The sequence below is a fragment of the Colwellia sp. BRX8-7 genome (genome assembly GCF_014077275.1).
Classification (GTDB): Bacteria; Pseudomonadota; Gammaproteobacteria; order Enterobacterales; family Alteromonadaceae; genus Colwellia_A.
On record NZ_JACGVP010000013.1, the window covers coordinates 129,477 to 140,706 of the forward strand.

Genomic DNA, 11,230 nt, shown 5'->3' on the forward strand with positions numbered 1-11,230 from the left:
AATAAAAACAATAATTAATTGTTGGCTAAACGAGCTTCTTTTTCTAGTTTTGCTTTTATCCGCTGGCGTTTTAATGGTGATAGATAATCAACAAATAACTTACCATCTAAATGATCTAATTCATGCTGTATACAAACTGCGAGTAACTCAGTTGCATTTAAGGTAAAGGCTTGTCCTTCACGATCGAGCGCTTTCACGGTAACTTCTGTGTAGCGGTCAACTTTTGCGTAACAACCGGGCACAGATAAACAACCTTCTTCATTGATTTCGGTCGTATCACTATGGCTAATTATTTCTGGGTTAATCAAGACATAAGACTCGTCTTCGTCTTCTGAAACATTAATGACGACAATACGTTGATGGATATTGACCTGGGTGGCAGCTAAACCAACACCGTTCTCTTCTCGCATGGTCTCAAACATGTCATCAATTATTTGTTGTACATCACTGTTAATATCTTCTACAGGTAACGCTTTAGTGCGCAAGCGTTCGTCAGGAAATCTAAGTACGTTTAAAATAGTCATAAATATTCAAATAATTCGCGAAATATCGCATTGAGTGTTATGTTTCAATTTTAGCTATTAAATATAATTAATAATAGTGGTTTAGGCTAAAAGCTTAATATATCTGTTTAATAGGCGAACTATCATGCTAATACGTAGTTTTTTGTTAATACTCTGCTTGTCTTTTTCAGTATTGGTTACTGCTGATGAGTTAACATTAAATAAAAATGCCCCAAAATCTTACTTTGTTAAAAAGGGGGATACTTTGTGGGATATTTCAGCAATATTTCTCAAGCAGCCTTGGCTCTGGCCAAAGTTGTGGCGATTGAATCCTGATATTGATAATCCTCATTTAATTTATCCTGGTGACGAGCTTCGTTTAGTTTTTGACGAAAAAGGGCAACCAATGTTAGTGCGAGGAAAGCCTGAACTTAAATGGTCGCCCCGAGCACGAGTTAAATTAAAAGATCAATCTGCTATTTCAAGTTTATCCTTGGACGTGATTGCGCCTTATATTAATTACAGTAGCATTTTATCTGAAGATGACATTGCAAAGCTCCCTTATATACTAGGGAGTGATGAAGGTTATAACTCTAGTATTGACGGCTTTAATCTCTATGTAAACGGCGAATTAGAGTTAGGCAAAGGTTATGGTATATATCAGAAAGAAAAGCCTATTTATGACCCTGAAACACAAGAACTTTTAGGCTACAACATTAGTGTTGTAGGTACCGGAAAAGTCTTACGCACCGGTGATATTGACAATAAAGTGCCTGCTACCTTGTATGTCGATGGCGTTAAAGAAGAAATTCGTTCCGGTGATTTCATTCTGCCCGTCAATGAAAACCAACAATACCCGTCATTTTTTAGTCTAAAGCCAGCGACTAAGTCGTTACGTGGACTAATTATCAACAGTATGAGTGGGTTAAGTGAATTTGGAAAACTCGACGTCGTAATGATTAATCGTGGCGCCGAACATGCCGTTGAGCAAGGAGATATTGTTTCGGTAAAACGAATCAGCCCAGGTGTTGTTGAAACAAGTAACGGCCCAACGTATAGCAAAGATGCTTCACGGTGGAATCGTATGGCAAATGTTGAGAGCTCTGATTATAAAATGCCAGAAGAGGTTGTTGGCGAAATGATGATTTTTAAAGTGTATCAGCAAGTGAGTTTAGCGCTCGTTCTGCGTTCAAGTAAACCGCTTCGATTACAAGATATTATTACTTCACCCGTGGAAAACTAACCGACAGGCAATTCATCTTAATTTACAAGTAAAACCGCTGTACTTAGGGAGAAGACAGTGACAATAAAGTATAATTTAGCTGTTATCCCTCAACAGGGTGATGAGTATAACAAGAAAAGCGCGAGTCACTTTTGGCTGGCGCTTAAGCTTATACCACGCCTAGCTATCGATAAAAAATTAAGACTTGTTGAACTCTTTGGAGTAGAACAACTTTTTCATTCCTCACAAGAACTGTCATCATTAAACCTTACTCAAAAACAGATAGCGGCGATTAGATCTCCTGATTGGCAAAGAATTTCTGAAATTATTGCCGCCACTGAACGATGTATTAGTGCCATTATTCCTTTTGTTGACTCTCGTTACCCTTCACAGTTAAAGCAAATTTATGATCCGCCATTGGTTTTATTTGCCCAAGGAAATATTAGCCTATTAAACCAAATGCAAATTGCGATGGTCGGTAGCCGAGATGCCAGTATTAATGGTCGAGAGAATGCGTTTAAATTTGCACAACAGTTAGCAAATGCTGGATTAGTGGTCACGAGTGGTTTAGCGCTAGGTATAGATGGCGCCGCTCACCAGGGGACGTTATCGGCAGGAGGTAAAACCATCGCGGTTGTCGCGACCGGTTTAGATCAGGTCTATCCAGCAAGACATAGATTATTAGCAAAAAACATTCTAGACAATGACGGTGCTATTATCAGTGAGTTTCCTCCAAACACCCCACCTAAGCCAGGTTATTTCCCCAAACGAAATAGATTGATTAGTGGTTTAAGTGTGGGGGTGCTGGTGGTTGAAGCCACTATTAAAAGTGGCTCTTTGGTAACCGCTCGTTGCGCCATAGAACAAAATCGTGACGTGTTTGCTATCCCAAGTACCATTAATAACCCACAAGCTAAAGGGTGTCACTGGCTGATTAAACAAGGTGCTAAACTTGTCGATAATATTGCCGATATAGTTGATGAATTAGATCTACTGCCACAAAGAGGTCTACACTTAACGATAAACAAAGAGAAAGAACAACGCTTAGAAAAAAGTCAAAAACAACACTTGTTTAACGATTCATTGTTAGCTAGTGTGGGTTATGAGATCACCCCCGTAGATATGGTGGTTTCACGAAGCAAATTACCGATAGATGTCGTACTAACTCGGTTAACAATGTTAGAGCTTAAAGGTCTGGTTGCTACGGTTCCAGGGGGTTACCTAAGAGTAAAATAGGGGCTAATTATGTTTGATATACTGATGTATCTTTTTGAAAACTATATACATAGTGAAGCCGAAATCATGGTGGATCATGAGTCATTAACGGATGAACTTACCCGAGCAGGTTTTCATCAAGACGAAATATATAAAGCGCTAAGTTGGTTAGAAAAGCTAGCAGCACTTCAAGACACCGATGCTTATCCGTATTTAACGCGAGTAGGGCGTCGCTCAGTACGTGTCTATGTTGATGATGAAATGCAATTACTTGATGTCGAGTGTCGAGGGTTTCTTTTATTTTTAGAGCAAGTGAATGTCCTAGATTTTACCACACGAGAAATGGTTATTGACCGCGTGATGGAGTTAGATACTAAGTTCTTCTCGATTGATGATTTAAAGTGGGTGGTACTTATGGTGTTATTTAACGTGCCAGGTAAAGAAAATGCTTACTCGCAAATGGAAGATCTTATTTTTGATGAGCAAGAAGGCCCATTACATTAAGTACCAATCGTATAACTCGCTTAAGTTTGGCTAATCGTGGCATAATAACGTTAACATTATTCTAGTGATTGCATTATGCCTAATTCTGATAAACCCTTATTTTCACAGCACGAACATGCTTTAGAAAAAGCGTATGAAGTGTGCCCAGAATGTGGCAGTGAAATTGTTATAAAGAATAGTAAGTCGGGAAAGTTTTTTGGTTGTGCTTCCTATCCTGCCTGCGATTTCACTCGTCCAGTTGTTGAACACGAACGTGTCGAAGATAAAATTTTAGCTGGAACTGAATGCCCAGAGTGCCAACATGAACTTGCGGTTAAACAAGGGCGATATGGAATGTTTATCGGTTGTTCCAATTATCCCCAATGCCATCATATTGAAGACACTAGTGGTCAAGAAGACGTTGGCGTAGCTTGCCCACAGTGCCAGAAAAAGGGTAAGCAAGCCGAATTAATTGAGCGTACCAATCGCTATGGAAAAACATTTTATTCTTGTGAACAATATCCTAAATGCAAGTATGTCCTTAATTATCCACCCGTTGCTGAAAATTGCCCTGAATGCCATTGGCCGATATTAGTGAAGCGTAAAATGGCGAGTGGTAACGTCATAATCTGTCCAGAAAAGAAATGCACCTATAAGCGTAAAGAGATATAATACGCGCAATTATTTAACTAAACTTCTGGAGAGACAAAATGTCATCAACTTTTGTTGCAATTTTAATGGGTTCAGATTCTGACCTACCTGTTATGCAAGCAACCATCAGCGTTTTAAAAACATTTGGTATTGAACATGAAGTACGTGTTCGTTCAGCACATAGAACCCCTGATGCTGCTAAAGCTTACGTAAAAGATGCCGAAGAACGTGGCTGTAAAGTCTTTATATGTGCTGCAGGTTTAGCGGCTCATTTAGCCGGTGCTGTTGCAGGAATGACCACACGTCCAGTTATTGGTGTTCCAATTGATAACGGACCATTACAAGGTCATGATGCCTTACTTTCAACGGTTATGATGCCTGGTGGAATACCGGTTGCAACAGTTGCTATTGGTAAAGCTGGTGCAAAAAATGCGGGTTATTTAGCCGCACAAATATTAGGTGTTGCTGATCCGTCTATTGCAGAAAAAGTAAAAGCAGAACGCGCTGCTAATGTTATTGCTTTACTTGCAAAAGATGAAGCGATGCAAGAAAAATTAACATAAATTTTATGCGTTATTCGAGAAACCAGCTACTTGCTGGTTTTTTTATGTCCAAAATTTACCCTGATATTTTTGTTTAGCTAAAATATAAATATCCCGCTAGATATTTACTGCGATCGAATGTGAATACCCCAATTCCCCCATTAGACCAAAGGATAATTTTTATACGCAATAATAGGCGTAAACTATCCTTAGTAAGTGCAGAAGTTAAGTAGCACTAAATAGCTACCAGCACCGTAATATAATGAGGAAAGTCGATGAACAATATTTATGACCAAGGCTTAGACAAAGTTGCAGCCAATAGCCAGCCTTTAACACCGATTAACTTTTTAAATCGAACCGCCGACGTACATCCTGAACGCGTTGCCATCATTCATGGTAAACAAAAAATCACTTATCGTGAATATCGTAATAATGTTAGACGGCTAGCCTCAGCATTAATGCAACGCGGTGTTAAGCCCGGTAATACAGTAGCCATCATGGCGGCTAATATTCCTGCCTTTCTAGACGCCCATTATGGTGTGCCGTTAACGGGTGCAGTATTACATTCTATAAACATTCGTTTAGACGCTGAAAGTATTGCTTTTCTTTTCGACCATGGCGAATGTGATGTACTCTTAACCGATACGGCATTTTCTTGTGTGGTAAAAAAAGCACTAACCTTATGTTCACGTCAACCGCTGATTATTGATATCGACGATGTAATGAGTGAAGGCGGTGAACGTTTAGGTTGTGTTGAGTATCAAGACTTACTTGCCGAAGGTAATGAAAATTTCACCGGAAATTTAATTCATGATGAGTGGCAAGCGCTGGCGTTAAATTACACATCAGGGACAACGGGTAACCCAAAAGGTGTGGTCTATTCACATCGCGGCGCTTATTTAAATTCGCTGGGTAACAACATGATCTGGCCATTAGGCAATAACTCAGTGTACCTATGGACACTGCCAATGTTCCATTGTAATGGTTGGTGTTTTCCATGGACTGTTGTTGCTGTGGGTGGAACACAAGTTTGCTTAAGGCAGGTAGAAGTTGGCGCAATCATCGAAAGTTTAATTGAACATAAGGTCAGCCATTTTTGTGGTGCGCCAATCGTCTTAAATATGATTTTAAATGCAGACCAAAAGTTACTGGCAAAAGTAACACGTGGCATAAATATCATGACCGCGGGGGCTCCGCCACCACCATCCGTTATTAAAGGGATGGAAGCAATGGGGTTTGATATTACCCAAGGCTATGGTTTAACTGAAGTTTATGGGCCTTGTGTGGTAAGTGAGTGGAAAGATGAATGGAATGATAAAAGCGATGATGAACGAGCAGCGTTAAAAGCACGTCAAGGTGTACGCTATCCTACACAAGAAGAAGTCGATGTATTAGACCCTGAAACTATGCAGCCTGTTCCTTGTAATGCTGAAACGGTTGGTGAAATTATGTTTCGTGGTAATAGTATGATGAAAGGTTATTTAAAAAATGAGAAAGCGACCAATGAAGCATTTAAACATGGCTGGTTCCATTCTGGTGATTTAGCCGTTAAGCATCCTGATGGTTATATTGAAATAAGAGATCGTTCTAAAGATATTATTATTTCAGGTGGAGAAAATATATCTTCAGTAGAAGTCGAAAGTATTTTATATCAACACCCTGACATATTAGAAGCAGCCGTTGTCGCTAAAAGCGATGAGAAATGGGGGGAAACTCCATGTGCCTTTGTTTCATTAAAGCGAGGCCGCAGCGCTACAGAGCAAGATATCATCAGTTTTTGTCGAGAACATATGGCTACATTTAAAGCCCCTAAGACAATTGTGTTTAGTGATTTACCAAAAACGTCGACAGGTAAAGTACAGAAATTTATTTTACGTGAAAAAGTAAAAAGCCTCTCATAACTATCAAGTGTTTAATTTTGGCGATAAAATTATTTTTATCTGAAATTAAACACTTATTTTATCTGTTAGATAAACGCCGTATAATCATAAAATAATCCTTTAATTTTCCATTATTATTTATGATGACATCTGCCGAAGAGGCTTACAGCCAAGGTGGTATTATTGCTTATCCAACCGAAGCTGTTTTTGGCCTAGGTTGCGATCCAGATAATTTACTCGCAATTGAAAAATTACTTAGTATTAAAAACCGCTCTCCAGAAAAGGGCCTCATTTTACTAGCGGCTAACTACTCTCAATTACTCCCTTATATTGATGACAGTAAAATACCGCAAGATAAACGCTTGAGTATACTTTCTCGCTGGCCTAACGGTATTACTCAATTATTGCCAAAAAATAGTAATACTCATCGGCTACTTACTGGAAAATTTTCCACCATAGCCGTTCGATTGACTAGCCAACCTGATGTAGTAGCGCTGTGCAACAAGGTAAATAAACCAATTGTTTCTACCAGTGCTAACCTATCGGGGGAGGAGCCGGCAAGAACTTGGCAAGACGTTGAAGAAACTTTGTCAGCTGAAATCGATTTCATCATAAAAGGTAGTACTTTAGGGTATACTCAACCTTCAAGAATAATTGATGCACTGACCGGAGAGACAATTCGAGCATGAGCCAAGTAAGCATAGAAACAGTCATTGAATTTTTAAAATCACTGCAAGACAATATTTGTTCAGCATTAGAAGCCGCCGACGGTAGTGGGCAGTTCGTTGAAGATAACTGGATACGCGCTGAAGGCGGTGGTGGCCGTACTCGAGTATTAACCGACGGGACTGTTATTGAACAAGGTGGTGTAAACTTTTCAGAAGTTTCTGGTGATAAGTTACCTCCATCAGCGAGTGCTCATCGACCTGAACTAGCCGGTAGAACCTGGCGAGCTTGTGGTGTTTCATTAGTTATTCACCCTAAAAATCCTTATATTCCAACGTCACACGCTAATGTACGATTTTTTATCGCTGAGAAAGAAGGTGAGGAACCTGTGTGGTGGTTTGGTGGTGGTTTTGATTTAACCCCTTTTTATCCTATAAAAGAAGATGTTGTTCATTGGCACCAAACGGCTAAATCACTTTGTCAGCCTTTTGGTGAAAATGTTTATAATGAGCATAAAAAATGGTGCGATGAATATTTTTATTTAAAACATCGAGATGAAACGCGTGGTGTTGGTGGTTTATTTTTTGATGATTTGAATCAATGGGATTTTGATACTTGCCTAAATTATATTAAAGCTGTTGGGCAAGGCTTTGTTGACGCTTATGTTCCGATTATCGAAAAAAGAAAGCACATTGAATTCTCTGAGCAACAACGTCAATTTCAATTATATCGTCGTGGCCGTTATGTTGAGTTTAACTTAGTCTTTGACCGAGGAACCTTATTTGGTTTGCAGTCAGGTGGGCGTACAGAATCGATATTAATGTCGATGCCGCCACTTGCTCGTTGGGAATATAATTATCAGCCCGACCCAACAAGTCAAGAAGCTGAACTGGCTCAGTACTTAGTACCGCAAGACTGGTTAGCTCAATAATTATTATCATTTATAATACTTCAGCTAGATTTTTTTGAACGCCGATTGAACGAGAAGCGTAAAGCTTCTCGTGTTTCTGTCAATGACATTAGCTGTTTTATATTTGCGTCACCAAGCTTACTTGCCACTGTTATTTACCTCTACTCCCCTCTATTTGTAAAATGTTTAAATAAAAGTTAAAACAACGCAATTTTATTGCGCTAGGTCATGTTTTTATTTTTAAGTCTCTATAGAATCCGTTTCATTAAATACCCACAAAATAAACAGGGACTTTGCACATGAAAAAACGTTTACTTACTTTAGCTGTTTTAGCTTCTCTTTCTGTAACTGCCTTTGCTGAAGATTATAAAGCCGGAGATTTTGTTTTCCGTGGTGGTGCGACTATGGTTAACCCAGATAGCGGTAAGTCAGGGGTTTTTGTTGAAGCATTAGGAGGTAACACGCCATTATCTCTTTCTGTTGATGACAATACTCAACTTGGCTTAAATTTTATTTATTTCTATGATAACAATTGGGCAATAGAAGTTTTAGCTGCAACACCATTCGCCCATGATGTCATTATTCACGATCAACAACGTATCTCTGCCGGACTGTTTGGTGCGAACGTCGATGGTGCGACATTAGCGGAAGTCACACAGTTACCACCCACAATTAGTGCACTTTATTACTTTAACAGTGCATCGAACATTAAACCTTATGCGGGTGTTGGCATAAATTACACCATATTTTTTGATGAAAGTTTTAAAAGTACACCTGAATCCTTAGGTTTTAATGATTTAGAGCTTGATGGCTCATTAGGCTTATCGTTTCAAGTGGGCGCCGATTACTTAATAAATGATAAGTGGCACGTAAATGCTTCCGCTCGTTATATTGATATTAATGCCGATGCCACCTTCAAAATTGGTGATATTAAAGGGTCTGCATCAGTAGAAATTGACCCTATGGTTTATTCAATCATGTTGGGTTATAAGTTTTAGTATTATTAATAACACAAACTCTTAACAACACCTTTTTAAGGCAGTCATCTTTTATATAAAGGTAACTGCTTTTTTTATATTCATCATGCCTTTATTACGATAACCTTAAGTATAATTTATTACCCAGTGCTTTCTATGGATCAATATCGCGTCTTTGGTAACCCTATCAAACAATCACGTTCGCCCATCATTCACCAATCTTTTGCGCAGCAAACTCAGCAGCAACTTAACTACCAAAGTGAATATGTAGCACTAGAGCTATTTGAACAAACAATCATTACTTTTATGAATAGTGGCGCTAAAGGTGCCAACATTACCGCTCCTTTTAAAGAACAAGCGATGGCATTATGCGATAAATTAACCGAGCGGGCTCAACTTGCCGGCGCGGTAAATACCTTAACGTTTGCGGGTGGTAAAATATTTGGCGATAACACCGATGGGGAAGGGCTTGTACAAGACCTCCTTAATCATAAAATATTATTAAAAAATAGTCGTATTTTATTACTTGGTGCCGGTGGTGCTGCTAAAGGCGTGATTTTACCTTTATTAGCACAAGGACCACAGAAAATTGTTATCGCCAATAGAACAGTTAGTAAAGCCGAAGAGCTGATTAAAAAGTTTAACAACAATAAATTAACGGCTACAGGGTTCGATGCTCTGGGAGCCGAAAAGTTTGACCTTATTATCAATGCAACATCGGCAAGCTTAACGGGGAAAATTCCACCGTTATCAAAAGAGCTTATTGCTAATACCGACTGTTACGATATGGTTTATGGTAAAGAACTTAGTCCATTTTTAGCTTGGGCGAAAGCCAATGGCGCAAGTAATGTTATTGATGGTTTAGGTATGTTGGTAGAACAAGCCGCCGAAAGTTTTAGAACTTGGCGAAATGTTTCACCTGAAACAGCATCGGTGCTAAATAGGCTAAGAAAAGAGGATTAAGATGAACCAAAAAATAATCTTCAACGATGATATAACTTATGATAACAACCAACAGGGCTGGATCTTTAGTGGATTACTCTCTGGTGAGCGTATTAATATTCTTATTAAGTGTACAAAGCATAATGTAATGAGTGATGCATTGAAATTTGATTTAGAAGAAATCGTTGAAGAGTGGCTCGACGATAATGAGCCACTCCCTGAAAGTCGAATAGAGCTGTACTATAAGTAACGGGCTAATAAATTATTATTGAGCAAGGTACTCATTCTTAAGCTCAACATAATTAATCGCAGACTGACTAAGAAATGCTTGCTCACTTTCTTTTAGTAATCTCACTTGTTTTACCGGGTTACCTACATATAGGTAACCACTCTCTAACGTTTTATGAGGAGGCACCAAAGAACCTGCACCAATAAAAACGTCACTTTCAATAATCGCGCCATCCATAATGATTGCCCCCATACCAACAAGTATACGATCTCCTAACGTGCAACCATGTAGCATGCACTTGTGACCAACGGTAACATCTTCACCTATAATGAGAGGATTGCCTGTTGGATTACCTGCGCTTTTACGAGTTACATGCAATACCGTACCATCTTGGATATTGGTTCTATTGCCAATGCTAATAGTATTAACGTCACCCCTAGCGGCGACCAAAGGCCAAATACTGACATCGTCACCCATAGATATATCTCCAACGAGTACAGCAGACTCATCAATATAGACCTTTTGGCCCAATTTTGGTGTGATTTTATTGTAGCTACGTAATATAGTTTTATTCATAATGAGAATTAGGTTGTGAACTTGTGCATTAATATTAGCAAATATCGACTAAAGGTTGAAAAAATATCAGTTATAAACTGTATTAATATAAATGTTTAGTTTAACGAAAGAGTATCAGCTAATAGAAGTGTGGTTAATAAATGTGGTATTCGGTCGAATAAACCTCAATAAAAACGTGGCCTGTACGTTAATTAAGCGAACAAACGTTTATTTCAAACTTATTGCAAAAAAGGGTTGACGCCCAGCGAGAAATCTCTAGAATGCGCTCCAGTTCCAAGGGGTTCAGTCAAAACGAACCACGAAAGAGCTGTTTTGATAAGTTATCTACATCACTTTAGGGTAAAGTAGTTAACTTAACGTTTTATAGATAAGGTTTGAATCTTCGAAAAGAAACTTCAAATTAAATTAAATAAAACGTTGACATCAAAACTGAG

General features: G+C 38.8%; 13 protein-coding genes. 11 read left to right on the forward strand and 2 right to left on the reverse strand.

What is annotated here, in order from left to right; translation table 11 throughout:
• Positions 1–14 precede the first annotated feature (14 nt).
• On the reverse strand, positions 15–524 hold the full coding sequence (gene def / locus H4J57_RS13935; protein ID WP_182217482.1) for a peptide deformylase: 510 nt from the start codon (positions 522–524) through the stop codon (positions 15–17).
• Positions 525–648: 124 nt separating this feature from the next.
• On the opposite strand from def, the gene H4J57_RS13940 reads away from it, so the two are divergent.
• From H4J57_RS13940 to H4J57_RS13990, 11 genes are all read left to right on the forward strand, one after another.
• Positions 649–1,746, forward strand: coding sequence for a LysM peptidoglycan-binding domain-containing protein (locus tag H4J57_RS13940; RefSeq protein ID WP_182243349.1), 1,098 nt, complete (start codon positions 649–651; stop codon positions 1,744–1,746).
• A 57-nt stretch (positions 1,747–1,803) separates the two neighbouring features.
• Positions 1,804–2,961, forward strand: a complete 1,158-nt coding sequence (dprA, locus tag H4J57_RS13945) for a DNA-processing protein DprA (protein WP_310733727.1) — start codon at positions 1,804–1,806, stop codon at positions 2,959–2,961.
• A gap of 9 nt (positions 2,962–2,970) precedes the next feature.
• The gene (locus H4J57_RS13950; RefSeq protein ID WP_070375270.1) at positions 2,971–3,444 is read left to right on the forward strand and encodes a DUF494 family protein; all 474 of its coding nucleotides are present in this window, start codon (positions 2,971–2,973) and stop codon (positions 3,442–3,444) included.
• Positions 3,445–3,519: 75 nt separating this feature from the next.
• Positions 3,520–4,095 carry a topoisomerase DNA-binding C4 zinc finger domain-containing protein gene (locus tag H4J57_RS13955; protein ID WP_182243351.1) on the forward strand — a complete coding sequence of 192 codons (576 nt, stop codon included), beginning with the start codon at positions 3,520–3,522 and terminating at the stop codon, positions 4,093–4,095.
• 38 nt (positions 4,096–4,133) lie between these two features.
• Positions 4,134–4,637 carry a 5-(carboxyamino)imidazole ribonucleotide mutase gene (purE, locus tag H4J57_RS13960; RefSeq protein ID WP_070375268.1) on the forward strand — a complete coding sequence of 168 codons (504 nt, stop codon included), beginning with the start codon at positions 4,134–4,136 and terminating at the stop codon, positions 4,635–4,637.
• Positions 4,638–4,891: 254 nt separating this feature from the next.
• Positions 4,892–6,517 (forward strand): acyl-CoA synthetase, encoded by a 1,626-nt coding sequence (locus H4J57_RS13965; RefSeq protein ID WP_182243353.1) that lies wholly within the window; start codon positions 4,892–4,894, stop codon positions 6,515–6,517.
• Positions 6,518–6,636: 119 nt separating this feature from the next.
• Positions 6,637–7,185, forward strand: coding sequence for a Sua5/YciO/YrdC/YwlC family protein (locus H4J57_RS13970; protein ID WP_182175891.1), 549 nt, complete (start codon positions 6,637–6,639; stop codon positions 7,183–7,185).
• A complete protein-coding gene (gene hemF, locus H4J57_RS13975; protein WP_182175890.1) occupies positions 7,182–8,093 on the forward strand; it encodes an oxygen-dependent coproporphyrinogen oxidase in 912 nt (303 codons plus the stop codon). Before H4J57_RS13970 ends, hemF begins: the two co-directional genes overlap by 4 nt.
• A 278-nt stretch (positions 8,094–8,371) precedes the next feature.
• Positions 8,372–9,070 carry an OmpW family protein gene (locus H4J57_RS13980; RefSeq protein WP_182222574.1) on the forward strand — a complete coding sequence of 233 codons (699 nt, stop codon included), beginning with the start codon at positions 8,372–8,374 and terminating at the stop codon, positions 9,068–9,070.
• Between the two features lie 135 nt (positions 9,071–9,205).
• On the forward strand, positions 9,206–10,012 hold the full coding sequence (gene aroE, locus H4J57_RS13985; RefSeq protein WP_182243355.1) for a shikimate dehydrogenase: 807 nt from the start codon (positions 9,206–9,208) through the stop codon (positions 10,010–10,012).
• A gap of 1 nt (position 10,013) precedes the next feature.
• Positions 10,014–10,241 carry a hypothetical protein gene (locus H4J57_RS13990; protein ID WP_182243357.1) on the forward strand — a complete coding sequence of 76 codons (228 nt, stop codon included), beginning with the start codon at positions 10,014–10,016 and terminating at the stop codon, positions 10,239–10,241.
• Positions 10,242–10,256: 15 nt separating this feature from the next.
• On the opposite strand, the gene H4J57_RS13995 is transcribed toward H4J57_RS13990, so the two are convergent.
• The gene (locus H4J57_RS13995; RefSeq protein WP_182217472.1) at positions 10,257–10,796 is read right to left on the reverse strand and encodes a gamma carbonic anhydrase family protein; all 540 of its coding nucleotides are present in this window, start codon (positions 10,794–10,796) and stop codon (positions 10,257–10,259) included.
• Positions 10,797–11,230: the final 434 nt, after the last annotated feature.

Bases quoted from the DNA above. Each gene is read 5' to 3' on its own strand.
- aroE (WP_182243355.1), top strand. From the start codon at position 9,206: ATGGATCAATATCGCGTCTTTGGTAACCCTATCAAACAATCACGTTCG.
- purE (WP_070375268.1), top strand. From the start codon at position 4,134: ATGTCATCAACTTTTGTTGCAATTTTAATGGGTTCAGATTCTGACCTA.
- H4J57_RS13990 (WP_182243357.1), top strand. From the start codon at position 10,014: ATGAACCAAAAAATAATCTTCAACGATGATATAACTTATGATAACAAC.
- H4J57_RS13970 (WP_182175891.1), top strand. From the start codon at position 6,637: ATGATGACATCTGCCGAAGAGGCTTACAGCCAAGGTGGTATTATTGCT.
- H4J57_RS13940 (WP_182243349.1), top strand. From the start codon at position 649: ATGCTAATACGTAGTTTTTTGTTAATACTCTGCTTGTCTTTTTCAGTA.
- hemF (WP_182175890.1), top strand. From the start codon at position 7,182: ATGAGCCAAGTAAGCATAGAAACAGTCATTGAATTTTTAAAATCACTG.
- H4J57_RS13950 (WP_070375270.1), top strand. From the start codon at position 2,971: ATGTTTGATATACTGATGTATCTTTTTGAAAACTATATACATAGTGAA.
- H4J57_RS13980 (WP_182222574.1), top strand. From the start codon at position 8,372: ATGAAAAAACGTTTACTTACTTTAGCTGTTTTAGCTTCTCTTTCTGTA.
- H4J57_RS13995 (WP_182217472.1), bottom strand. From the start codon at position 10,796: ATGAATAAAACTATATTACGTAGCTACAATAAAATCACACCAAAATTG.
- def (WP_182217482.1), bottom strand. From the start codon at position 524: ATGACTATTTTAAACGTACTTAGATTTCCTGACGAACGCTTGCGCACT.
- H4J57_RS13955 (WP_182243351.1), top strand. From the start codon at position 3,520: ATGCCTAATTCTGATAAACCCTTATTTTCACAGCACGAACATGCTTTA.
- H4J57_RS13965 (WP_182243353.1), top strand. From the start codon at position 4,892: ATGAACAATATTTATGACCAAGGCTTAGACAAAGTTGCAGCCAATAGC.